This window comes from Clostridium paraputrificum (assembly GCF_900447045.1).
GTDB classification, from domain to species: Bacteria; Bacillota; Clostridia; order Clostridiales; family Clostridiaceae; genus Clostridium; species Clostridium paraputrificum.
The window spans coordinates 1003565-1028163 of the sequence record NZ_UAWH01000014.1; the positions used below are offsets into that span (position 1 = coordinate 1003565).

Sequence of the window (24599 nt, forward strand, 5' to 3'; positions counted from 1 at the left end):
TTACTCCTTTATATTATCTGAAATTTTAATTTTTCCTAAATTTGCAGTAACTATTATAGAAGATACTATTACAGTTAAAATAAGTATAACTGGGGAAAGTATATAAGCTACTATAGGGTTTACCATAAATTTAAATGTTGTTGCTCCAAGAGAGGCAAGTATAGAACCTGCAAGTAATTCTCCAAGAGTATTAGCTAAAATAGTACCTAAAACAATTCCTAAAATTGAAACTACTACAGCTCTTACAATGTATTGAACTGTAACATCATTATTAGTAAATCCAAGGGACTTCATTATTGCAATAGGATATTTATCCTTTGAGATGAGCATCTTTATAAATAATAATGTAACTAAGGCTACTATTATAATAGAAACTATCATTGCAGCAGTAGATGCTAATTTTATAGAATCCTTTATGGAACCAAAAGTTTGACTAATATACTCATCAATGTGTGATACTTTTCCATAAGTAAAGTCTTTTGAATATTTATTAAAAATACTATCTAAATTGGACTTATCGGTAGCTTTTACATAGATGATTGAATACATAATGTCATTTAAATCACTATTAAATGTAGCCTTGGCTGTTTTCCCTCCATTAGTAATATCAGAGTAAATCCCACATACAGTTAATTTTTTATCTTGTCCGTTAATATTAAGAACTATAGTATCTCCAACTGTTTTATTGACTTCCTCACTATTAGTTACTGAAAGAGCAATTTCATTATTTGATGCTGGTGAACTTCCTTTTGAATATTTTACTGGAAAGGAATTATGATCTCCAAGCTCAACCTTAATGTTGTCACTACTACCATCAGCATTTTTCAATTTAAAAGATTTTGTGTAGAAAAGGGCATATTTACTGATGTTCTTGTCATTTTTCATAGCTTTTACTATGCTTTCAGATTTATTTTTAATATCACTTTTTTGTTGAATATCTATTCTAATATCACAATCTCCAACACCCATATATGTGACAAAGCTCTTTGAAGAAATAGTATTATATAGATTTTGAGGAACAATCATTATAAATGTAGCTAATATAAGTACAATTAACATTGTTATATAAAGCTTTTTCCTTGAAAGAACATCCTTTATTCCAAGAAAAATATTACTACTAAATAAGCTGCAAGATTTAATACTAAAATAATTTGTATTTGATGTTTTATCTGAAGATAAATTATTACTTAAAGCCCTTGATGGAGATATTTTCTTAAAAGCTTTAAGAACTCTATTTACATAGCATATAATCAAAAGAAATATTAGTATTACTCCAAATAATGAACCTACTAAAGATATTGCATTATTTCCTCCATTACCAAAATATAATCTTATATTCTTTAAAAGCATATTTTTAAAAGGAAAAGATATTATTAAACCAAGTAATGATCCAACTCCAGCAATAAAGGCATACTTTGTAAGATATATTTTCTTAATATCAGAAATAGAAAGACCTATTGCTTTCATTACTCCGATTTCTCTATAATCATCCTCCCTTTTTGCAATTAGAGTAAAGCGAATACACATAAAAGCAATTAATAAAATAAGTACACTAACAAGTATGATTACTCCTATCATAAGACCTTCTGACATTGCATTAATCATCTTAAATAATGGGTAAGTTATAGTTGGTCCATTTGCTTCAAGATTAGCATTTACATACTGATTTTCAAATTTATTAATATCTGATAAGTTTTTTAATCTAAATTGAATTAAATATTCCATGCCTCCAAGACTTTTAATATTTTCAAAATCATTTTTACTAATTAAATATCTTTTAGAAGAAGCCATAGAAGAATTCATTTGGGAATCACGTAAAAATCCTGCCACTGTAAACTTCTTGCCATATACATACACTGAATCATTTATCTTAGCTTGCTTTTCTTTCATAAATGTTACTGGGAGATATATTTCACCATCTAAAACCTCAACGTTTTTGCCATCTAAATCAAAAAGATAATCAAAATTCTTACTTTGAATAGAAAAACCATTATCAATAACACTATCTCCAAGAGATTTTCCATTAACAATAATTTCTGACCCTTCTACATTAAGAAAGGGCACTACTTGATATTCATGAACTAAATTATTAGATTTAGCGAATTTATCTATATTACTTAAATTAATATCACCTGAATGCATTTGCATAAAGTGAGGTGTTTTAGCTTGTATCATAAGTGTATCTATTGAGCCTAATAAGTTAACTGCAAGAGTTATAGCTAGCGAAAGTAATACTGATGATGCAGTAACTATTAGCAATGTGGTTAAGGTTACAAATTTACTTCTTTTTATATCATTAATAATTAATCTTTTAAACATATTGATCCTCCAGTTTTCTAATTGACTTAATAGAGTAGAGGATTATTGCTGTTATAGAAAGAATTATCCCAGCAATAATAATTAATAAGCCTGTACCCCTACCAGTACCAGTTCCAATAATTTTACCAATATTATTTGCAAGTATGCCTCCTTCAGTAAGCATAGGATTGAAAATATTATCAGAAATAATTCCTACAAATCCAAAAGCAATAACATATCCTAACTGCGATATAAGTCCAATAAGCCCCCAAGCTCTTCCCTGAACTTCATTAGGTATGTTTGATCTAATTAAAACATCAATACTTGTATTTGCAAAAGGAAGGGTAGCAAAAAATAAAAAACCTGCTATAGAAATTAAAATTATATTTTCTCTTAATCCAAAAATAGCCATGAAAGTTCCAGTCATAAACAATGAAATAGATAATATTTTTGAATAGCCCTTTTTAATTGATATCATCCCAATAATTACGCTTGAGACAAGCATTCCTGTGCCACAAATAGTTTCACATACTCCTAAAGTAGTAGCATTGGAAAAGGATAGTATCATTGGTGTTGCAAGGGTTTGTATTATTCCTAAACATAAAGTGAGAATAGAGCCTAAAATTACTAAAGTAAATATTCCTTTATTACTTGTAATTGCCTTCCATCCTTCTTTAAATTCAGAAGTTAAGGATTCTTTTTTTTCAATTGCTTTAGATTGAAGTCCCTTTCTAACAATAAGTGTAGCTGTTACAGTTACAAAGAAAGTACATATATCAATAATTAGCAAAAGCTTTATATTTGAAAAACTTAATAAAAATCCAGCAAGAATAGGGGAGATTAAGAATTTAGATGAACCTGCCATTTGAACAAGTCCACTTGCTTTAGAAAATTCCTCTTTAGTTAATAGATCTGTAATAGTTGCTTTATATGCAGGTTCAAGAAGTGATGAAAATATTGAACTTATGGTTACTCCAATAGCTATTTGATAAAGTGTAGCATCACCATTTATCATACATATTAATATATAAATGAGTCCTAGGGCGGATAAGCTATCTCCTAAAATCATGAGTAGCCTTCTATCATATCTATCTGCAAGTACTCCAGCTATTGGACTTAACAATAGTGATGGTAAAAAAGCTAATAAAGTAATTAGAGCAGTAGAAGATACCCGTCCTGTTTGCTGATATACATAAATTCCAAGACCAAAGGAAGTCAATCCACTTCCAATGGCAGAAATAAGTTCACCTGACCATAATAATAAGAACTTTTTAAAGGATTTATTTAAACCTTCCATTAAACCTTACCTCCTAATTAAATACTTGTTTTATAAAATCAAAGCTTCCTTTTTCAGCACCCAATAAACGTTCTAAATTAACAATAAAAGCTGAAATTTTTCTTAAAGTTTCTTCCATAGATAGGTTGTTATTACTATCAAAGACAGTTTGGGTATAAATTAAAATCATCTCAACTGTTTCTAGAGGATAATCAGTATTAAATATTCCTTTTTCAATTCCTTCACAAATAACCTTTGTAAGAATTGGAACTACGTTATCAATAATAGAATCAAATTGTTTTTGATGCATAAGAAGATTTTGTGGATTATGAATATTATTTACAATTTTCTTTTCCTTATCATCTTCTATATTAAGTGACATTACCACACCAAGGATTTTTTCCTGAACTGAAAGTGAAGGGTCCTTAGAAATTTCTTGTGCCTTATAAAATATTTTTTCTGAAATTCTATCTATAATAGCATCTAAAATTTCTTCTTTAGACGTGAAATAGTAGTATAGTGTACCTTTGGCAATTCCTACTTTTTCAAGAATATTAACAATACTAGTATTTTCATATCCTTTTTCTATAAATAATTCCTTAGCTATATCAAGTATCTCATGTTTTCTTTCTTCACCATTTTTTATAACTTTCATAAGAATTCCTCTTTTCCCTCAACCGACCGATAGTCGGTTTGTAGGTATATAATATCATTCAATACATTAAATGTAAATAAAAAGTTGGGAATTTTTTGAATTAATATTTAAATAGAAGGTCTGTTACATAGTAGGAAGGAAAAGTTAGTAAAATCAATTTATGTGACTTTGTCACATAAAAAAAAATAAAAATTATGTATAGTGTAAACAAACCGATGATAAAAGTTTAAGGAGGAAAAGAAATGAATAAAAATAATTGGATAAAAGGTGCTGTAGTGTTAGGTTTCTCATTCTTTATAGCTATCTTACTTGTTAAACCAATAGGAGTTTCAACTCAATTTTCAGTGTTATCAGGAATAGTACATACTGTAGTAGATAGTGATGTAATAGTTGAAGATTCAAGTAGAGAAACTGGATATAAAAGTTCAAATGCATATTATGATAAATCAGAGGGGAAATTAGCCAAGTCTATAAAGAATCCATTAAATTATGATTTTATTTTTGTATTATCAATTCCAGTAGGTGGATATTTAGGATATTTGTTATTTAGCAGAAAGAAGAAAAATGAAGAAGATAATAATGTGGAATCATGTGTATTAGATGATAATAAAAAAAGTTTTATAAGAAAGTATGTACCTAGTTTTATTGGAGGATTTTTACTACTATATGGAGCAAGAATGGCTGATGGATGTACTAGTGGTCATATGATGAGTGGAATGATGCAAGGTAGTATAAGTGGCTATGTATTTGCAATATCTGTTTTTGCTACTGCCATACCAACAGCTATAATTGTTAAAAAGATTAAAAAAGCAAACTAAGGAGGAAAAATATATGAAAATTTTATTGGCAATTTTACTTGGGGGCTTCTTTGGATTTGCACTAGCATATGTAGGAGCTACAGGTTTTAAAAATATACTAAAAATGTTGAGATTAGAGGACTTATCTTTGGCTAAGATAATTTTATTTGCAATAGGCTTTTCAAGTGTATTACTTTCTATTTCAAGTTTATTTGGAATATTTGATACATCTCATTTAAGTGTTAAGACTATGAATTTAGGGGGTATAATTGGCGGATTATTATTTGGAGTTGCATTTGGTGCTGTGGGAACATGTCCAGGTACTTGTATTGGTGCAGTTGGAAGTAACGGCGTTAAAAGAGCTGTTGCAGCTATATTAGGTGGATTAGTTGGAGCTTTTGCATTTTCAATGTCCTATGGATATTTTAATGAACTTGGATTATTTGCAGCATTAAATATGGGTAAGTTAACTTTATTTAATATTTCTGATAAGTATCCATCAGTTTTTAATGTGGGATTTGTTGGACTATTAATTGTTGGGATATTGTTTATGGGTGCAGCATACATTCTTCCTAAAAGAATATTAAAGGATTAAAGCAAAGAAAATATTTATATATTTATATATTGTTATAAATATATAAAGAAACAAATATAAAAATATATAGTAAACATAGGAGGTTGAAGGATCTTCTTTAGATAGGTTTTAAAGTTAAGAAACTAAATCCAGCAATGTGTAAGTTGCTGGATTTTATTTTGTGCTAATTTAGATATATATTAACCTAATAGAGAGTTAAGAATTTAATAAGTTAAGACAAATGAAAATAATATTAAGAATAATAATAAGTACAATATCGTTATTTATGATATTTATGGTTCTTAATGTAATTAATGAATTAGGAAAGGAAAACATGAGGAAATCTTGTTAAATCCTAAAGAAAAGAGAACAAAGGAATTTTAATCAAATGTTAAGTTTGTTTAAGCGTTTTTATAAGTAACGTTTGAATTACTGGGTAACTTAAAAGTGCCTAATTGTTTAAATATGATCAATTATATAAAATAAAATCAAGTTAAGATAAGAGGATAAATTAGTATAGTAAAAGTGATTTAGATGAAAATCCTAATTTATCTTAGTAAAATAATATAAGTTATAAAATAATATAGCTTGAATTTTCAATAGAAGGAGAGAATAATATGAGTAAATATGATTCTATAATAATTGGTTTTGGAAAAGGTGGAAAAACACTTGCAGGATTTTTGGGGAAGCAAGGAAAAAAAGGTAGCTTTAATTGAAAGATCAGATAAGATGTATGGGGGAACATGCATTAACATTGGGTGTATTCCAACAAAAACATTAGGACATAAATCTAAGCTTTCTTTATATAAAAATTTAAATAGTTTTGAAGAAAAAGCAAATGAGTATAGAATAGGGGCAGAAGAAAAACAAAACTTAATTAAAATGCTAAGAGAAAAAAATTATAAAATGTTAGATAGTATTGATAATATTCATATATATAATGGGACAGCTTCTTTTGTATCAAGTACAGAAGTTGAAATTGATAGTAAAGATGGTAAATTAATTTTAGAAGGTGAAAACATATTTATAAATACCGGAGCATCTACTATAATACCCAATATTCCTGGAATAAATGATAGTAAAAAAATATATACAAGTACTACAATAATGGATTTAAAAGAACTACCTAAACATTTAATAATAGTTGGTGGAGGATATATTGGACTTGAGTTTTCATCAATATATGCAAACTTTGGATCAAAGGTAACTGTCATAGAAGCAGGAGATAGACTTGCAGCAAGAGAAGATAAAGATATATCTAATAATATAAAAGAAATATTAGAAAATAAAGGTATTTCCTTTGTATTAAATTCAAAAGTGAAGTCATTTAAAGAAGAGGGAAATGAAATTACAGTTACATATTTAGATACTTTAACTAATTTAGAAACAGAAGTTAAGGGGGACGTAGTTTTAATTGCTACAGGTAGAAAACCTAACACAGAAGGGTTAAACCTAGAAGCAGCAGGAGTGAAAACTACAGATAGGGGAGCAGTAGTAGTTGATAATAGATTAAGAACGAATATACCTAATATATGGGCTATTGGAGATGTAAATGGTGGATTACAATTTACGTATATTTCTTTAGATGATTTTAGAATTATAAAAGACAACTTATTTGGTGAAGGTAAAAGAACAACTGATGATAGGGGAGCTATCCCATATTCAGTATTTATTGAACCAAGCTTAGCTAGGGTTGGCTTAAGTGAAACAGAAGCAATAGAAAAAGGATTTGAAATTAAGGTGGCAAAATTATCAGTAGCAGCGATTCCAAGAGCAAGAGTTATAAATGAAATAGAAGGTGTGATGAAGGCTGTAGTTGATGCGAAGACTAATAAAATACTTGGTTGCACATTATTATGTACAGAAGCTAGTGAGATAATTAATATAGTAAGTACTGCTATTAATACTGGTCAAGATTATACATTCTTAAGAGATAATATATTTACTCATCCTACTATGAGTGAAGCATTAAATGATTTATTTTCATTGTTATAAACTATAAAAATTGTATCTAGTGAAAATATTATTTGTATAGTGTAGAGGAAATTATATATGACTGCCCTGTAGAAGCCTTATCGAATATATTAGGAAAAAAGTGGGTCGCTGCAATAATATGGAGTATTCAAGATAAAAAGGTTAGATTTGGAGAGTTGCGAAGAGAGTTGGATGGTTGTAGCAAAAAGATGCTAACACAACAATTAGATTTATTAATTAGTAATAATGTTATAATTAATGATAAAAAGATAATTAGTAATAGAGTTGAATCTACCTATTATTTAAGTGATTCAGGATTGTTGTTATTACCTATTATGGAAAAGATGATAAACTGGAGTAATAATAACTTATCATGTTAAAAGTAGAGTTAGTTAATATATATTTGACCTAAAAGAATATTAAAGGATTAGAACAAAGAAAATAGTAATATATTTATATATTGTTTTAAATATATAAAGAAACAAATATATAAATATAAAAATATATAGTAAACATAGGGGGTTGAGGGGACATTCTTAAGAAAAATTTTAAAGTTAAGAAACTAAATCCAGCAATGTATAAGTTGCTGGATTTTATTTTTTCTAATTTAGATATTCATTTATATTTGAAGCAAATATTCATTTGCTTTTATGAGGAGACCTTGAATTTTCAAAAGAGATGATATAGAATTTTTGGTAATAATATAGATGCTTAAAATTGGATACTAAGTAGTGAAGGGTAAGGGGAATTTTGACTTCTATAAATAGATTTTAGAGGAGAGGAAAAGAGATGAGTTATATAGATTTGCATATGCATTCAAATTATAGTGATGATGGGGAGTTTACGCCTAAAGAGTTAGCAGACCTTTGTATAGAAAGAGGGGTAAAATATTTTGCAATAGCTGATCATAATTCTGTTAGAGGAATAGAAGAGGGGAAAGAATATATTAAAGATAAAGATATTACAATAATTCCAGCCATTGAATTAGATTGTAGTATTGATGGTGTAAACCTACATGTTTTAGGATATGGAATAGATTATAAAAGTGATATTTTTGAAGAAATAGAAGCCAATATAATAAAACAAGAGCAAGTTGCTTCAAAAGAAAGAATGAGATTAGTTAGGGAACTAGGAATAAATTTTGAGGATGAAATGATAAAAAAGCTATCTAAAAATGGAGTGGTTAATGGTGAAATGATAGCTGAAGCAGCAATGAGCTTTGATAAAAATCAAGAAAATCCACTACTTAAACCTTACTATAAAAATGGGTCAAGAAGTGATAATCCATTTGTAAATTTCTATTGGGATTTTTGTGCTCAAGGAAAACCTACATATGTTGAGGTGAAGTTTATCTCATTAGAAAAGGCTGTAAAAGTTATTTTAGACAATGGTGGAGTTCCAATATTAGCTCATCCAGGTAATAATGTAAAGGAAGATTTAAATCTATTAGAAAAAATAATTGCTAGAGGAGTTAAGGGATTAGAAGTGTATAGCAGTTATCATAATGAAGAACAAATAGCTTTTTATAGGGATTTTGCTTATAGAAATAATTTACTTTTAACTTGTGGCAGTGATTTTCATGGAAAAACAAAGCCAAATATAATTTTAGGTGGAGTAAGTTGTAATAATAGTGAAGAGGAAATAATTAAAGAACTTGATATTAAATTAGGCCAATGATATTAAAAATGATCATTGGCTTATGTTACAATTGGAATGGTAAATTATTGTAAGAAGTGGATAGGTATTTGAAAGGAATAAGAATACTATGATAGATATTAAAAATTATAATTATTGTCCAGACATAGGTGAAATAAGTGAATATATTAGAAATTCATTATTTAATGATTTCTGTGCAGAGATAGTTAAAGAATATAATGCAAAATATAAAGTAGAGTTTAGTAAATGTTCATGGGAGTCAGGATGGAATATTAAATTTAAAAAGTCTGGGAAAACACTATGCACAGTATATCCAAGAGAAAATTATTTCACTGTATTGGTGGTAGTTGGAGTGAAAGAAAAGGAAGCTGTGGAAGAATTGTTATTTAATTTATCTCCAGTAATTCAGAGGATATATAATGAAACCAAAGAGGGAATGGGGCAACGTTGGTTAATGATAGATTTAGAAGATAAGGATGAAATATTTAGTGATGTACTAAAACTTATTGATGTACGCGCAAAATTTAGGTAAAGTTCATATTTAAATTGTCATGTTCTACATTAACTCTACCAATTCTACCTGTGGTAGGTTTAGATTTAATGCCATTGAAATTATAATGATATTAAAGGTGGTGTAATTATGGATACAAAAAAAATAGGAGTATTTATAGCAGATGCTAGAAAAAAGAAAAAACTTACACAGGCAGAACTAGGAGAACATCTAAATGTAACTGATAAAGCAGTTTCTAAATGGGAATGTGGAGTTTCCCAAACAAAAGGATATTAAGAAATAACCTGTGTTTTCCTGCTTGCAAATAGAAATACAGTAAAAAGATACTTCACATTAGAATAGAGGTATCTTTTTTTTGCTTTATAAAAAATAAAAAGAAATAAAAAATAAGATTTCATAAATATTTCATAAAAGCAATTTATACTATAGATGATAGGAGGTATGAAAAAGGATATGCTAAGAAATTCATTATTGTATATTAAAAGAAAGAAGAAAAAATCTATAATTGTATTATTTATACTAACAGCAATTTTAATAAGTCTTTATACATGTTTATCTATAAATAAGTTTAGTAATAATGTGGAGAGTATTATTTATAGAGCAGCCAATTCTTCATTTATTCTAAAGAGTAAAAACAGCCAAGAGTTGATTGATACAAAGGAAGTTGAAGGTATAAAGAACTTAGATAGAATTAATGAGTATAATCTTGAATATGAAACACTTGCACAATTAAAAGGTGATGATGTTTTTGGTGGCGAGCAAAAAGTTGAAATATCAAATTTAAATTCTGAATATGAAAATCTTTTAAAGATTTATGGAGTAAGAGATTCTAGTTTAAGTAATGATTTTACAAGTGAAGTATTTAAAATAGTAGAAGGAAGACATATAGGAAAAGATGATAAAAATAAGATAATAGTTCATGAGGAGTTAGCTAAACAAAATCAATATGAATTAGGTGATAAAGTTTCAATAAAACAAATTAAACAATACGATCCTGATGATGAAGATATTAACTCTAATATTGGATTAGAAAATGAGTATGAAATAGTTGGTATTTTTTCTGGGAAGAAACAAGAAAGTTATACTGGATTTTCTTCCGATTACAGTGAAAATATGGCCTTTATTGACTATAGTTCAAGTCAAAAAATATCTGGTATAGATTCTAATTATGAAAAACTAAATCAAGCAACGTATTTTGTGAATAGTCCAGAAAATATGGACAAGGTAATTTCGAGTATAAAAAATATGAATATTAATTGGTCCAATATTGATCTTGAAAAGAATACAAAGATCTTTGATGATATATCAACTACTGTAGGATCAATTAAAGGAATAATACAAATAATTACATATTCAATTATAGTAGGAGGTTGTATAGTGCTTTCTTTAATATTGATACTATGGCTAAGAGAGAGAATTTATGAAATAGGAATATTATTATCAATAGGAATAGGAAAGCGTGAAATTATAGGGCAATTTATATTGGAGTTAGTTTTTATATCTATCCCAAGTTTATTTATTTCAACTTTAATAGGAAATTTAGTAACAAGAAAAATATTAAGTGAAATTATATTAAAAGAAAAAATTATAAGTACTTTAAGTAATGCATCTAATAAGATATTTGGAAGTGAAAATATTTTTATTATTTGTCAAAGCTATGGGTTATTAATTTTAATAATATTATTATCAGTTTTAATCACTTCAGGAATAATATTGATGAAAAAGCCAAAAGAAATTTTATCAAAAATGAGTTAAGGAGTAAAAAAAATGAGTATATTAAATATGAAAAATGTTAGTTATAATTATAAAAATTCAAAAGAGAAAATCTTAAGAGATGTAAATGCAAATTTTGAATTAGGGAAATTTTATGCCATAGTAGGAAAATCTGGAGTAGGAAAATCCACTTTTTTATCACTATTAGCAGGGTTGGATGTTCCGGTAAAGGGGGAAATACAATTTGAAGGTGTCGATATATCTAAAAAGGGATATAGTCATCACAGAAGAAAACAGGTTTCTTTAGTATTTCAGAACTATAATTTAATTGACTATTTAACACCTATGGAAAATGTTAGGTTGGTAAATAAAAAAGCTAATAAAGAAATATTACTAGAATTAGGATTAGATGAAAGTCAAATTAATAGAAATGTAATGAAGTTGTCTGGAGGACAGCAACAAAGAGTTGCGATAGCAAGGGCGCTTGTATCTGAAGCACCTATAATTTTAGCAGATGAGCCAACAGGAAATCTTGATGAAAGTACAGCACTTGAAATAATTGAAATGCTTAATAAATTAGCAAAATCAAGAAATAAATGTGTAATAGTAGTAACTCATAGTAAAGAAGTAGCAAAGGCAGCAGATTATATTTTAGAAATAAAAAATAAAAATTTAAAAGAAGTTAATTTTAAGAAAAATAGTTAGTTTAATAAAGGAGATAATAATAAATGTTAAAAAATGCATTATCATATATAACAAGAAAAAAACTTAAGTCAATAATTATTTTTGCAATTATATTAATAATGGCAACACTTAGTTTAGTAAGTATATCTATAAAGAATGCAACTAATAACGCATCAAAAGAGACGTTTAAAAATATAACAAATAGTTTTTCAATGCAGATAAATAGAAGGGTTAACCCTGGAACAGCAAGAGGTGCAGGAAATGTAAAAGGGAAAGACATTAAAAAGATAGCTGATTCAAAAGAGATAGAAGGTTATATTAAAAGAATAAATGGTGTTGGAGATCTTGTAGATCATGATATAATTGAAACAGAAGAAACAAAGAGAAACCAAAGTGCTGAAAGAAAAAAAAGTTTTAAAAATGCAGTAATGGTTACAGGAGTTAATGATTCATCTAAAGAAGATAAATTTGTATCAGGTGCCTTTAAGCTTGTAGAAGGAAATCATTTAAAAACGGGTGATAAAGGAAAAATTTTAATACATAAAGATTTAGCTACGAAAAATAATCTAAAAGTTGGAGATAAGATGAAGATAAAATCAAATCTTTTTGACGCAGATAATGAAAAACAAGCTAATGAAACTATAGAAGTAGAAATAATTGGATTATTTGAAGGAAAGAATAAATCAGGTGTTTATTATTCACAAGAATTTTACGAAAATAATGTAGTTACAGATATTGATACTGCTGCTAGGTTATATGGGAATACTGAAGATACAGCTATTTATCAGGACGCAACTTTCTTTGTAAAAGGAGATATAGATCTAGATGCTGTAATAAAAAAGATGAAGAGTTTAGATATTGATTGGAAATCATACGATTTAATAAAGAGCTCAAGTAATTATCCAGCATTACAACAATCTATTTCTGGTATATATAAAGTAGCAGATAAATTATTTTTAGGTAGTTTAATTTTTGCAGGAGTAGTCTTAAGTTTACTATTATTATTGTGGATAAATGCAAGAAAAAAGGAAATAGGAATTATGTTAGCATTGGGAATAACAAAGGCTAAAATAATGGGACAATTCATTATGGAATTAATGATAATAGGATCCTTTGCATTTGCTGGATCATTCTTCTTGGCTAGCTATACAGGCAAAACAATTGCAAATAAAGTACTAAACAGTGTTACATCAGATATTGCAAAAAAAATGGCATCAGATGCATCTTCAGCAAATCTTGGAGCCGGAGTTGAAGTTGATGGATTTAATAAAACTCTAACAAGCCTTAATATAAATATAAATTCTTTAGATATGGTTTATGTAGTTATATTTGGTGTAGGAATAATGTTAATAGCACTTCTTATAGCATCTAATAAAATGCTAAGAAAACATCCAAAAGAATTATTAACAGATATTGAATAGAAATACAGATTTAGCTGTTTTATATTGTAGAAAGGAAAGTTAAAAGATGAATATACTAGTAGTAGAGGATGAGGATATGATTCTAGAAGGGATATGTGAATATTTAGGTGAACATGAATATTATTGTATTGCTGCATCAGATGGACAAAAAGCGATAGAAAAATTTAAAAACAATGAAATTCACTTGGTTTTATTAGATATTATGTTACCTAAATTAAATGGAATAGAAGTTTTACAATATATACGGAAAACTAGTAAAATTCCAGTTTTGATGTTAACAGCTTTTAATGATGATGATTATAAAATTAAAGCTTTTTCAGGACTTTGTGATGGATATATTGAAAAACCTTTTTCACTTTCTTTGCTTGAAACAAGAATTAATGCCTTGTTGAAAAGACATTATTCCAATTATTCAATTTTCAACTACAAAGATTGTCAAGTTAATTTTACAAGTTATAAGGCAACATATAAGGGAGAAGATGTATCTGTTAATGCAAAAGAACTTAAAATACTGGAGCTTCTTTTAAAGAATGAAAATATAGTGTTAACGAGAAATCAGATTATAGATGGCGTTTGGAAGGAAGATGAATCGATTCCATATGATAGAGTAGTAGATGTTTATATAAAAGAACTTAGAAAAAAATTAGGATTGGATTGTATAAAAACTATAAGAAATGTAGGGTATAAGATAACGATAAAATGAAAAAGATAAAATTATTTCCTAAGATATTTTTATATACATTTGCTATTATGTCATTTTTAATAATAATTAGTCACCTTCTAATTTATTTTATATTTCCAATTACATATTTGGAGAATAGAAAAGATAGTATAAAAAATACTGCAGATATTTTAGCGGAAAGTATAGATGGATTAGATAAGTCTTTTATTAATAAATATTTAGAACTGTTTTCTAAAAATAATGAAGTTAAAGTTTTTATTAAAAATGGAGCTATAGACAATGAAGTAAATTTAGAAAACAAAATAGATATAAATCTTGATAGTGAAAATAATTCAGTTATTATAGAAGAGAGAAGTGTAAAAACTAGAGAAGATGAAAATTTAGTTTTATATTTTGTAACTTCAAAGGATATGAAAAGGGAGGCTAAAAATATTAGCTTATCATTTTTACCATATACTTTAATTGTTAGTTTTATTTTTTCTATTGCTATTTCATATTTTTATACAAAAATAATAGTATCTCCAATAGTTGAAATAACAAAAGTAACAAATAATATGATGAAACTAGAAAAAGATGCATTACTAAAAGTAAAATCTTATGATGAAATAGGAAGTTTAAAAAATCAAATTAACACATTATATATTAGATTGCTAGGGGTTATAGATGATCTAGACAAAAAGAATAAAGAAATTATAGAACTTGAAAAAATGAAAGTTGAATTTCTAAGAAGTACATCACATGAACTTAAAACACCTCTTGCAAGTTTAAGAATTATTTTAGAGAATATGAAATATAATGTTGGTAAGTATAAAGATAGAGATAAATATCTTAGTGTATCTATTGAAACTATTGATAAATTGACAAAAATGACAGTTGAAATATTGAAAGTATCTTCTTTCCAAGAGTTAAAAGACGATAAAGAACTTTTAAATATCAATCAAGAGGTTAAAACTATTTTAGAAGATTATATGGTTTTATCAAACAATAAAAATATTGAAATAAATAACTTTTTAGATGAAGAAGAAATTTATATGTCTAAACTTGCACTAAGAAAGGTTTTAGCAAACTTAGTTAGTAATGCAGTAAAGTATTCGTATGCAAATGGTAAGATAAATATAGGAGTAAAAAATAATTATTTTTTTATAGAAAACTCATGTGAACCTTTAAATGAAAAACAGATAAAAGAATCATTTGATTTATTTTCTGGAGTTGAAGATAAGAGTAGTAATGGATTAGGCCTTTTTATTGTAAAAAATATATTACTTAACTATGGAATCAATTATAAATTCGAGAAAAGTGATATAGGCATGATTTTCTATTTTAAATTACCTAATATATATTCATAAAAATGAAATAGGCTTTTTAAAGATTTACTTAAAATTCAAAAAGTTGTATATATTTATTACTTTCGACTGGGATATAGAACTTCCAAATATATATTGAAAGGTATCAAGAAATCCGGAGTTTTGACGATAATGTATTGAATAACAATTACGATTCGTTTGCAGTAACAAAAGAAAGAAGTTGAAAATATGAAGACAGAATTTTTATCAAGCTATATTACATTATTCAGTAGTCTAAATTCCAGTTTATACGGAAGATAAACTTAAAATATCACAAATAGACGAAGTGATCCAGACACGGTGGCGGTCGAAGACATAGAGCCACGCCAGCTATGCTGGCGAGTGTATGGATTACTTCGGAGGTAGGCGAGCTTTAGCGAGCCGATATAAAAGCCCCCGTTATCTAACAGGGGGGTACTCTTACAAAAGACAAGAGCAAAAACAAATACAAAACTGCTGATATGCAACGATTTATAAGGTTATAAGAACTTATTTCACTTCACACCCTATTCTTTCTACCCGACAGGTCTAAAACAGCATATCAATAGCAAATAATTATAAGATACAAGGTGTATGCTCCTATGAGTATATGCCTTTTTTGATTGGAGGAATAAAGCATGAATGATATGAAATTTATTGAAACATTAAAGCAAAAGAGAAAAGCCTGTGATTATTCGCAATCACGACTGGCACAGGAACTACAAATCAGCAGGCAGAACTTAAATGAAATTGAAAACGGAAAAACAAAAGCCGGTAAAGAAATGAAGCATATACGTTTACATTATCTTGATTATTGTAATTGTACTCAGCCTTTCACTTTAACGATTGACTACCTGCGTGTTCGTTTTCCCACCACAGACGCATTGGAAATTATAAAAAATGTACTGGCAATGAAGAGCGAATATTTTATTCATGAAGATTACGGAATGTATGGCTATGAAGAACAGTATGTCTATGGGGATATTAGTGTAAATGTTTCTAAAGATAGTTCTATGGGTGTTTTATTGGAATTAAGAGGTATGGGGTGTCGGAACTTGGAATATGTTTTACAGGCAAGAGGGATAGACTGGTATTCCTTTTTAAGCTGTTGTATAGATTGTCAAGGTGTTTTTAAACGCATAGATTTAGCGGTCAATGATATGGGCGGATTGCTGGATATAGAAATTCTAAGGGAACGCTATTATGCCAACAAGGTATGGAAACGTTCAAGAACCCATGAAGCAGTAGACAGCGGGAAATTATCGGGTACACATGGAGATACTGCAAAAACTTTTTATATCGGTTCAAAGAATAGTTCTATTTACTTTTGCCTGTATGAAAAAGAAAAGGAACAAAAAAGCAAAGGCATAAAAACAGACATTAAGAACCGCTTTGAAATTCGGCTAAAAAATGAAAAAGCAGGACAAACGATAGAACAACTTGTTTTTTCAAGAAATCCCGAACAGACCATAGCAAGCCTTATCCTCACACAGATAGATTTTCCCGATTATATTTTATGGGATATATTTTTGGATAATGTAACTACCTCACTTCCTTTTATTATGACGCCTGTTGCTGTCAATATGGATAAAACAAAACGCTGGTTAGAAAGACAGGTCATGCCCTCTTTATTGATGATAAAAGAGATTGAAAAGAAAACAGGAGCAAATTATCTGGAAGAAATCGACAGACATACAAAACTAACAGAAAAGCAGGAATTAAAAATTAAACAAATGACAACAGACATAGCAAATATGATTGAGAAAGATACCACTGTTCCTCAAGGGAATGACGGTATTTTTTAATTTCTTTAAAAAATCTGCAACAAAACGGCTACTTGCGTACAGATATGGTGCGAGGAAAGGAAATCTGACTTTTTTTGAAAACAGGTCATCAAATCGGTGGTTGCTGTCCCTATATGATGTGAAAGAAGAAACGTTTTTCAATTTCAACTTAACAATCCGTAGTTGCCGTTCCCTATATGGAGCAAAGAAAATCTTTTATTCAACAGTTGGCAGTTACGGCGTTGCATGGGTAGTTAGGGGGGGGGGGAAAGAAAATCAGATTTTTTCATCATCAACTTAGCAGAATGACACTTTCTTTCCCTATATGGTACAGGAAAAGAAAAAAGTTTTGAAGATTGGTTACGCTTCTGCTCTTTTCCAACGCGGTATATAGGAAAGATGATTTTCTTCTTTCGTGTTCTTTGACAACTGAATAAAGCAGTTCAATACGTTTGACAGACAGCGAGCCGTTGAAACAGATACGCCATGACCTTTTCCCTGCTAAAGCGAGCGAACCTTATCTGTGTTCCTGTAAGAAACTTGTCCTTTCCTACCGCCATGACCTGTCCTGTCTGATAATGATACTCCCGTACAGCCACAGCTTGAGCGTTCAGAGCGTCGCACGCAATGGGTACGGCTACATAAGAACTATGCAGAGGTGGAACTCCTGTGGGCTATGACAAAAGCCGTTGAATTGCTTAGAAAAGATTTTTACAGAAAGGGGGTATGTGTTATTGCTGATATTGTAAAAACAAGGCAGGTAAAGACGAATAATAAGCGTGGCATTGGCAACAGAGGAAAAACAAAAATTGTTGTAAAAGAGCATTTTTCCGAAAAGGGAAAGACAATGGGAGAACTTCTGACAGATGTTATGCTGGAAAAAGCAAAGCAGACAATCGCATAAAATCGGTGCAGTTGTAAGAAATAGATTGAATGACAAAAAGTACCCGTGTTATACTTTACTTGCAAGCAGGTATTGTAAACACGGGTTAGTTATAAAGGAGGATAACTGACAATGAAACAACAGATTTACAATACTGCACTTTATCTTAGGTTAAGCCGAGATGATGAATTACAGGGCGAAAGTTCCAGCATTACCACACAAAGAAGTATGTTGCGTCTATATGCAAAAGAACATCATTTGAATGTGATTGATGAGTATATTGATGACGGCTGGTCGGGAACAAATTTTGAAAGACCGAGTTTCCAGAGAATGATTGAAGATATAGAGGCAGGAAAAATCAACTGTGTTGTAACGAAAGACCTTTCCCGACTTGGCAGAAATTATATTATGACAGGACAATATACAGAATTGTATTTTCCCAGCCATAATGTCCGTTACATAGCGATTGACGACGGTGTAGACAGCGAAAAAGGCGAAAGTGAGATTGCACCATTTAAGAATATCATCAATGAATGGGTGGCAAGAGATACAAGCCGTAAAGTGAAATCGGCATTTAAGACAAAATTTGCAGAGGGTGCGTATTATGGGGCTTATGCTCCGTTAGGATATAAGAAACACCCCGACATCAAAGGAAAACTGCTGGTTGATGAGGAAACAAAATGGATTGTTGAAAAAATCTTCTCCCTAGCCTATCAAGGTTACGGTAGTGCCAAAATCACAAAGGTACTGCGAGAAGAAAAAGTTCCGACAGCGTCTTGGCTGAATTTCACAAGGTACGGTACTTTTGCACACATCTTTGAGGGAAAGCCCGACAGCAAGCGTTATGAGTGGACGATTGCTCATGTTAAGGCAATTTTAAAAAGTGAAGTCTATATCGGAAACAGCGTTCATAATCGACAATCAACAGTTTCATTCAAGAGCAAGAAAAAAGTGCGTAAGCCCGAAAGTGAATGGTTTCGAGTAGAAAATACCCACGAACCGATTATTGACAAAGAAGTGTTCTATCGTGTGCAGGAACAGATAAAATCAAGGCGTAGACAGACAAAGGAAAAAGCAACGCCGATATTTGCAGGGCTTGTCAAGTGTGCGGATTGTGGCTGGTCTATGCGGTTTGCGACAAATAAGGCAAATAAAACGCCATACAGTTATTATGCTTGCAGTTACTACGGGCAGTTTGGCAAAGGTACTTGTTCTATGCACTATATCCGTTATGATGTGTTGTATCAAGCCGTATTGGAACGATTGCAGTATTGGGCTAAGGCAGTACAGCAGGACGAAGAAAATGTGTTGAATAAGATACAAAAGGCTGGCAATGCAGAGCGAATACGGGAAAAGAAGAAAAAGGCAAGTGCTTTGAAGAAAGCCGAGAACCGTCAAAATGAAATTGACCGCTTGTTTGCGAAAATGTACGAAGATAGAGCCTGTGAGAAGATAACGGAACGAAACTTCATCATGCTGTCGGGAAAATATCAGAAAGAACAGATAGAACTGGAACAGCAGATAACCAACCTAAGAGAAGAATTAAGTAAAATGGAACAGGATATGATAGGTGCTGAAAAGTGGATTGAGTTAATCAAGGAGTATTCCGTACCAAAGGAACTGACAGCACCGTTATTAAATGCAATGATAGAAAAAATCCTTATTCATGAAGCAACAACGAATGAGGACAATGAAAGAATACAAGAAATAGAGATATACTACCGATTTATTGGAAAAGTAGACTGATAAAGAGGGTTCATATCTTTAACTAAGGGAAACTGGTAAGTGCCTACCTGATAGTTCATTATTTGAAGATATAAGTAAGGTGTTGGGTGTATCTATGAGTGAATTATTAAAGGGTGAATATATTGAAGAAGAAAATGTAGAGGTAGAAAGTAATAAAACTATAAATTCATTACTAAGTGAGATTAAAAAGTTAAAAAGAAATGAATCATTAATTGGAGCTTTATGTGCAATATTAATATCATTTATTACAGCAATTTATTCACTTATATGGCAACCTGGTGAAAAAGCTTATGAACAATTTTTCTCAGGATTTATTGAGGCAATAAGTGCTGGATGCCTTATTATAGGAATAATCCTTATATTCTATACATGGGTAAAGTACTCTCAAAAAAACTTAAATTAAATTACTTTTCAATGACTAAGCTAAATTGCTTGGTCTTTTTTTAATATATAGGAAAATGTAAAATTTTAATTTGCTATAAATCAAAGGTATTATTATAATTTCCTTACCTTTAGTATGAGTGGGGGGATATTTGTTTCCATGTGACTTGGAGCCTAGCGACAGAACTAACAAAATAAATATCCACCCCACCTTTTTTTTGTATAAGCTATAGAAAAATTAATTATGTAAGAAAATCGTAAGAAGTTCTGTTTAAAATACAAATTATAGTAGAAAAATATTATGAGGTGATACAAAATGAGTATTTTAAAAACAGAAAATTTAGTGAAAATTTATGGAGAAGGGCCTAATAAAATTAAGGCTTTAGATAATGTAAGTATAGAAGTAAATGATGGAGAATTTGTTGCTATTATAGGAACATCAGGTAGTGGAAAATCTACTTTGTTAAATATGTTAGGGGGATTAGACACACCAACAAGTGGAGAAACAATTATAAATGGAAAAAAGATTGGAAGTATGAAAGATGAAGAACTTACAGTCTTTAGAAGAAGAAATATAGGTTTCATATTTCAAAATTATAATTTAGTACCAATATTAAATGTATATGAAAACATAGTACTTTCAATAGAATTAGATGGAGTAAAAATAGATAAAGAATATGTGGATTCAATAATTAACACACTAGGGTTAAGAGAAAAGCTAACTAATATGCCTAATAATTTATCAGGAGGACAACAACAAAGGGTTGCAATAGCAAGGGCATTAGCTACAAAGCCAAGTATTATTTTAGCTGATGAACCAACAGGTAATCTTGATAGTAAAACTAGTATGGATGTTATAGGGCTTTTAAAAACAACTAGTAAAAAGTTTAACCAAACAATGATTATGATAACTCATAATGAAGAAATTGCTCAACTTGCAGATAGAATTATAAGAATTGAAGATGGAAAAGTTTTTGTAAGAGGTGGCAAGTAATGAAGTTTGAAAATAATAATAAGGAGATTATAAAAAGAATAACTAATCGTTCATTAAGAACAAATAAAGTAAGAAATATATTTGCAATACTTGCTATAATATTAACAACTTTTATGATGTCATCAGTTTTTAGTATTGGAATAAGTTTTGTTAAAAACTATGGAATAATGAAGACTCGTTTAGCAGGAACAACAGCTAATATTTCGCTTCAAAATCCAACAGAAGAACAAATAGCAAAAATTAAGACTTTAGACATATTTAAAAATACAGGATCAAAGATAAGTGTTGGAAATGTAAGTTTAGATATTTTAAGTGAAAATAAGACAAGTATACAATTAGAATATCATGATAAAGATAGCTATGAAAAGCAATTAATACCTGCATTAGATGATATAAAAGGGAATTATCCAACTAATGCAAATGATATTATGATTTCAAGATTAGCATTAGAACTACTTAAGAAAAGTGATGCAAATATTGGAGATAAAATAAGTATTCCATGCAAAATAAATAATGAAATTATTGATAAAGAGTTTACTATAAGTGGCATATTTACCTCTTATGGATTAGCAGAAGATACAGGCTATATTTATGTTTCTGAAAGTTTTATTAAAGAAAATAATTTATCACTAAAAAATAATGGATTGTTTTCAATGACTGTAAAAAAGAATTATAAATATTCAGCAGAGGATATATTAAAGAGTGAAGTTAAGCTTGAAAAAAATCAAAAGTTTAATTATTCATATGTGGTAGAAGATTCTTCAGATATTGCTATTAGTACTGCTATTACAGTTTTTGTGATTGCTGCATTTATAATTTTAAGTAGCTACCTATTAATTTATAACGTTTTATATATAGCTGTAACTAAGGATATTAATTTTTATGGAAGATTAAAAACTTTAGGAGCATCTCCAAAGCAGATTAAAAAGATAGTTAAAGGACAAGCTTTGAAGCTTTCTATAATTGGAATTCCAATAGGATTAGCATTAGGAGCAATAGTTTCATTTGGTGTAGTACCGGTAGTTTTAAGTATGTTTTTTTCTGGAGCCTTTGCAACAGCAATGCCAAGTGATGTATCATTTAGCCCAGTAATATTTATATTAGCAGCATTATTTTCTTTAACAATAGTACTAATAAGTTGTAGAAAACCAGCTAAAATAGCTAGTAGCATTTCTCCAATTGAAGCTATGAAATATACAGGGAGTACACCAAAAAAGCAAAAGAAAAATAGAAATACAACTAATGGTGGTAAGCTTTATAAAATGGCTTGGTATAATGTTTTTAGAGATAAAAAAAGAGCTATACTAGTATTTTTATCATTATTTATGGGGATAGTTACTTTCTTAAGTGTTAATACATTTATTGATAGTATAAAGGTTGAAAATTATATAAATAAGTATGTTCCTAATAATTTTGAACTTCAAAATATAGGTGCAGTAAAAGGAAAAATGGATAATGATATTTTGAATAATATTAGCAATATAACTGGTGTGGAAAGTATAGATACATTTAAATTAAGTACTCTTAGATTAACTATGAATGATGAAGTAGTGCTACCTGCCCTAAAAGAAAGTTATAGTAAGGTTGGGTTAAGTGATGAAGAACTTAATAGTTTTATTGAAAATTCAAAGATAAATCCAGAATTTATGAATGCTAATATTATTGGAATTAGTAATAGTACTATTGAAAAAATATATAGGGAAAACAAAGAAAAATTTGATTTACAAGCTTTTAAGGAAGGTAAATTGGTTATTATAGATAACTGGTATTATGGAAATGATTATAAAAATATAAAAGGGAAGCTTAAAATTACTAATCCAAGTACTAATAAATCATTAGAATATAATACTAAAGTAGTGAATTTAGATACAAAGATACCATCAGGATTATCAGCTCCATTAGGTATACCAACAATTTGTATGAGTGAATCAGCTTTAGAAAATTTAGATAGTAATCCTGCTAATTATCTTTCATATATAAATGTAGAAGAAAAGTATGAATCTAAAATTAAAGCTTATTTAGAAGATTTAGCAAAGAGCCAAGGCTTAAGTTTAGAAGCTAAAACAACTAAAACTGAAGAGTTTAATAAAACATCAATGGTAGAAAGAGTTCTTGGTGGAGGAGTATCTTTAATTTTAATATTAATAGGGGTATTAAATTTTGTTAATGTTATGATAACAGGAATTAATATAAGATTAAAAGAGCTTGCTATAATGGAAAGTATAGGAATGACTAAGAATCAAATTAAAAAGATGCTTGTGTTTGAAGGAGTATATTACGCAGGAATAACAACATTATTAATTTGTACATTAGGAACTGGCATTATATTTGGAATATCAGTATTAGCTCAAAATATAGCAGATTATGCAGTATTCTCATTTCCAACAGTACCACTTATATTTTTAACAATTGTAATATTTATTATATGTTTAGTAACTCCATCAATAGTATTTAAAGCATGTTCAAAGCAAAGTGTAACTGAAAGAATTAGAGAAATAGAAGAATAAAGGAGATGTGGCAAGTAGTATGGCTTGCCACATTTTGCTATAATGAAAAATAAGGGGGAAGATAAAATATGGCAAAAGTTTTAATAATTGAAGATGATAAAGCACTTAATAAAGGAGTAGCTTTTGCTTTAAAAAGGGAAGGTTATGAAATTTTATCTGCTTATAATAAAGCTGAAGGAAAGCAAATGATATTAAATAATAAAATAGATTTTTTACTTTTAGACATAAACTTACCAGATGGAAATGGGCTAGATTTATGCAAGGAAATTAGAGAATATGTGAAGTTTCCTATAGTATTTTTTACTGCAAATGATACAGAAGAGGATATGGTAAAGGGGTATGAAGTTGGTTGTGATGATTATATATCCAAGCCATTTTCAGTAGAGTTATTAAAGTATAAGATAAATGCTATTCTTAAAATAAATAGCAATAATAAAAATACTTTTCAGCATAAAGGATTAATTATAGATTTTGATAAGATGATTGTTTCTATAAATGATAATAAAATTAACTTAACAGTAACAGAATATAAGCTATTAGAGATACTTGTTAAAAATAGAGGTAAAGTTGTAACAAAGGAAATCCTTTTAGAAAAACTTTGGGATAGCAATGGAAACTTTGTTGATGAAAATACTTTAAGTGTGAATATAAGAAGGCTTAGAAAGAAGATTGAGGAAGATCCTAAAAATCCACAATATATAGAGACTGTATTTGGTATTGGATATACCTTAGGAGAATAAT

Annotated in this window: 21 protein-coding genes and 1 pseudogene; 19 read left to right on the top strand and 3 right to left on the bottom strand. The window is 29.0% G+C overall.

Features of this window, described 5'->3' with window-relative positions:
- Genes DR024_RS09700 through DR024_RS09710 form a run of 3 tightly spaced genes read right to left on the bottom strand, consistent with a single transcriptional unit; the run spans window position 1 to window position 4229 of the window.
- Window positions 1–2319 carry an ABC transporter permease gene (locus DR024_RS09700; protein ID WP_111918624.1) on the bottom strand — a complete coding sequence of 773 codons (2319 nt, stop codon included), beginning with the start codon at window positions 2317–2319 and terminating at the stop codon, window positions 1–3.
- Window positions 2312–3595, bottom strand: a complete 1284-nt coding sequence (locus DR024_RS09705) for an MFS transporter (RefSeq protein ID WP_111918626.1) — start codon at window positions 3593–3595, stop codon at window positions 2312–2314. Before DR024_RS09705 ends, DR024_RS09700 begins: the two co-directional genes overlap by 8 nt.
- A 13-nt stretch (window positions 3596–3608) precedes the next feature.
- Complete coding sequence (locus tag DR024_RS09710) at window positions 3609–4229, bottom strand: TetR/AcrR family transcriptional regulator (protein ID WP_027099060.1); 621 nt, start codon at window positions 4227–4229, stop codon at window positions 3609–3611.
- A 242-nt stretch (window positions 4230–4471) separates the two neighbouring features.
- Between DR024_RS09710 and DR024_RS09715 the strand changes: the two genes are divergently transcribed.
- The 19 genes and pseudogenes from DR024_RS09715 (at window position 4472) to DR024_RS09815 (ending at window position 24598) form a co-directional block, all read left to right on the top strand.
- Window positions 4472–5047: a YeeE/YedE thiosulfate transporter family protein gene (locus DR024_RS09715; protein WP_055183692.1), complete on the top strand. Its 576-nt coding sequence runs from the start codon at window positions 4472–4474 to the stop codon at window positions 5045–5047.
- A gap of 13 nt (window positions 5048–5060) precedes the next feature.
- On the top strand, window positions 5061–5621 hold the full coding sequence (locus tag DR024_RS09720; protein ID WP_111918628.1) for a YeeE/YedE thiosulfate transporter family protein: 561 nt from the start codon (window positions 5061–5063) through the stop codon (window positions 5619–5621).
- A 596-nt stretch (window positions 5622–6217) separates the two neighbouring features.
- Window positions 6218–7595, top strand: a pseudogene (locus DR024_RS09725) (FAD-dependent oxidoreductase).
- A 32-nt stretch (window positions 7596–7627) separates the two neighbouring features.
- Window positions 7628–7954: a winged helix-turn-helix transcriptional regulator gene (locus DR024_RS09730; RefSeq protein ID WP_055183694.1), complete on the top strand. Its 327-nt coding sequence runs from the start codon at window positions 7628–7630 to the stop codon at window positions 7952–7954.
- A 409-nt stretch (window positions 7955–8363) separates the two neighbouring features.
- Window positions 8364–9251: a PHP domain-containing protein gene (locus DR024_RS09735; RefSeq protein WP_111918630.1), complete on the top strand. Its 888-nt coding sequence runs from the start codon at window positions 8364–8366 to the stop codon at window positions 9249–9251.
- A gap of 88 nt (window positions 9252–9339) precedes the next feature.
- Complete coding sequence (locus DR024_RS09740; protein WP_027099057.1) at window positions 9340–9762, top strand: DUF3788 domain-containing protein; 423 nt, start codon at window positions 9340–9342, stop codon at window positions 9760–9762.
- 108 nt (window positions 9763–9870) lie between these two features.
- Entirely contained in the window at window positions 9871–10017 is a 147-nt protein-coding gene (locus tag DR024_RS09745) for a helix-turn-helix domain-containing protein (protein WP_111918632.1), read from the top strand.
- A 165-nt stretch (window positions 10018–10182) separates the two neighbouring features.
- Complete coding sequence (locus DR024_RS09750; protein ID WP_055253390.1) at window positions 10183–11496, top strand: ABC transporter permease; 1314 nt, start codon at window positions 10183–10185, stop codon at window positions 11494–11496.
- Between the two features lie 12 nt (window positions 11497–11508).
- Window positions 11509–12159 (top strand): ABC transporter ATP-binding protein, encoded by a 651-nt coding sequence (locus DR024_RS09755; RefSeq protein ID WP_008790772.1) that lies wholly within the window; start codon window positions 11509–11511, stop codon window positions 12157–12159.
- A 23-nt stretch (window positions 12160–12182) separates the two neighbouring features.
- The gene (locus DR024_RS09760) at window positions 12183–13559 is read left to right on the top strand and encodes an ABC transporter permease (protein ID WP_008790771.1); all 1377 of its coding nucleotides are present in this window, start codon (window positions 12183–12185) and stop codon (window positions 13557–13559) included.
- 46 nt (window positions 13560–13605) lie between these two features.
- Window positions 13606–14262 carry a response regulator transcription factor gene (locus DR024_RS09765; RefSeq protein WP_055253392.1) on the top strand — a complete coding sequence of 219 codons (657 nt, stop codon included), beginning with the start codon at window positions 13606–13608 and terminating at the stop codon, window positions 14260–14262.
- Entirely contained in the window at window positions 14259–15587 is a 1329-nt protein-coding gene (locus DR024_RS09770; protein WP_055253394.1) for a HAMP domain-containing sensor histidine kinase, read from the top strand. Before DR024_RS09765 ends, DR024_RS09770 begins: the two co-directional genes overlap by 4 nt.
- A 614-nt stretch (window positions 15588–16201) precedes the next feature.
- Window positions 16202–17368 carry a replication initiation factor domain-containing protein gene (locus DR024_RS09775; protein WP_111918634.1) on the top strand — a complete coding sequence of 389 codons (1167 nt, stop codon included), beginning with the start codon at window positions 16202–16204 and terminating at the stop codon, window positions 17366–17368.
- A 655-nt stretch (window positions 17369–18023) separates the two neighbouring features.
- Window positions 18024–18251, top strand: coding sequence for a hypothetical protein (locus DR024_RS09790; protein ID WP_027096702.1), 228 nt, complete (start codon window positions 18024–18026; stop codon window positions 18249–18251).
- A gap of 111 nt (window positions 18252–18362) precedes the next feature.
- Window positions 18363–19976, top strand: coding sequence for a recombinase family protein (locus tag DR024_RS09795; protein ID WP_111918638.1), 1614 nt, complete (start codon window positions 18363–18365; stop codon window positions 19974–19976).
- 94 nt (window positions 19977–20070) lie between these two features.
- Window positions 20071–20379, top strand: a complete 309-nt coding sequence (locus DR024_RS09800) for a hypothetical protein (protein WP_111918640.1) — start codon at window positions 20071–20073, stop codon at window positions 20377–20379.
- Between the two features lie 294 nt (window positions 20380–20673).
- Window positions 20674–21351 (top strand): ABC transporter ATP-binding protein, encoded by a 678-nt coding sequence (locus DR024_RS09805; RefSeq protein WP_111918642.1) that lies wholly within the window; start codon window positions 20674–20676, stop codon window positions 21349–21351.
- Entirely contained in the window at window positions 21351–23858 is a 2508-nt protein-coding gene (locus DR024_RS09810; protein WP_111918644.1) for an ABC transporter permease, read from the top strand. Before DR024_RS09805 ends, DR024_RS09810 begins: the two co-directional genes overlap by 1 nt.
- A gap of 68 nt (window positions 23859–23926) precedes the next feature.
- Window positions 23927–24598 (top strand): response regulator transcription factor, encoded by a 672-nt coding sequence (locus DR024_RS09815; protein WP_111918646.1) that lies wholly within the window; start codon window positions 23927–23929, stop codon window positions 24596–24598.
- Window position 24599: the final 1 nt, after the last annotated feature.

Excerpts from the sequence above, each read along its gene's own strand:
- DR024_RS09700 (WP_111918624.1), bottom strand. The coding sequence starts at position 2,319 with ATGTTTAAAAGATTAATTATTAATGATATAAAAAGAAGTAAATTTGTA.
- DR024_RS09705 (WP_111918626.1), bottom strand. The coding sequence starts at position 3,595 with ATGGAAGGTTTAAATAAATCCTTTAAAAAGTTCTTATTATTATGGTCA.
- DR024_RS09710 (WP_027099060.1), bottom strand. The coding sequence starts at position 4,229 with ATGAAAGTTATAAAAAATGGTGAAGAAAGAAAACATGAGATACTTGAT.
- DR024_RS09715 (WP_055183692.1), top strand. The coding sequence starts at position 4,472 with ATGAATAAAAATAATTGGATAAAAGGTGCTGTAGTGTTAGGTTTCTCA.
- DR024_RS09720 (WP_111918628.1), top strand. The coding sequence starts at position 5,061 with ATGAAAATTTTATTGGCAATTTTACTTGGGGGCTTCTTTGGATTTGCA.
- DR024_RS09735 (WP_111918630.1), top strand. The coding sequence starts at position 8,364 with ATGAGTTATATAGATTTGCATATGCATTCAAATTATAGTGATGATGGG.
- DR024_RS09740 (WP_027099057.1), top strand. The coding sequence starts at position 9,340 with ATGATAGATATTAAAAATTATAATTATTGTCCAGACATAGGTGAAATA.
- DR024_RS09745 (WP_111918632.1), top strand. The coding sequence starts at position 9,871 with ATGGATACAAAAAAAATAGGAGTATTTATAGCAGATGCTAGAAAAAAG.
- DR024_RS09750 (WP_055253390.1), top strand. The coding sequence starts at position 10,183 with ATGAAAAAGGATATGCTAAGAAATTCATTATTGTATATTAAAAGAAAG.
- DR024_RS09755 (WP_008790772.1), top strand. The coding sequence starts at position 11,509 with ATGAGTATATTAAATATGAAAAATGTTAGTTATAATTATAAAAATTCA.
- DR024_RS09760 (WP_008790771.1), top strand. The coding sequence starts at position 12,183 with ATGTTAAAAAATGCATTATCATATATAACAAGAAAAAAACTTAAGTCA.
- DR024_RS09765 (WP_055253392.1), top strand. The coding sequence starts at position 13,606 with ATGAATATACTAGTAGTAGAGGATGAGGATATGATTCTAGAAGGGATA.
- DR024_RS09770 (WP_055253394.1), top strand. The coding sequence starts at position 14,259 with ATGAAAAAGATAAAATTATTTCCTAAGATATTTTTATATACATTTGCT.
- DR024_RS09775 (WP_111918634.1), top strand. The coding sequence starts at position 16,202 with ATGAATGATATGAAATTTATTGAAACATTAAAGCAAAAGAGAAAAGCC.
- DR024_RS09790 (WP_027096702.1), top strand. The coding sequence starts at position 18,024 with ATGACAAAAGCCGTTGAATTGCTTAGAAAAGATTTTTACAGAAAGGGG.
- DR024_RS09795 (WP_111918638.1), top strand. The coding sequence starts at position 18,363 with ATGAAACAACAGATTTACAATACTGCACTTTATCTTAGGTTAAGCCGA.
- DR024_RS09800 (WP_111918640.1), top strand. The coding sequence starts at position 20,071 with ATGAGTGAATTATTAAAGGGTGAATATATTGAAGAAGAAAATGTAGAG.
- DR024_RS09805 (WP_111918642.1), top strand. The coding sequence starts at position 20,674 with ATGAGTATTTTAAAAACAGAAAATTTAGTGAAAATTTATGGAGAAGGG.
- DR024_RS09810 (WP_111918644.1), top strand. The coding sequence starts at position 21,351 with ATGAAGTTTGAAAATAATAATAAGGAGATTATAAAAAGAATAACTAAT.
- DR024_RS09815 (WP_111918646.1), top strand. The coding sequence starts at position 23,927 with ATGGCAAAAGTTTTAATAATTGAAGATGATAAAGCACTTAATAAAGGA.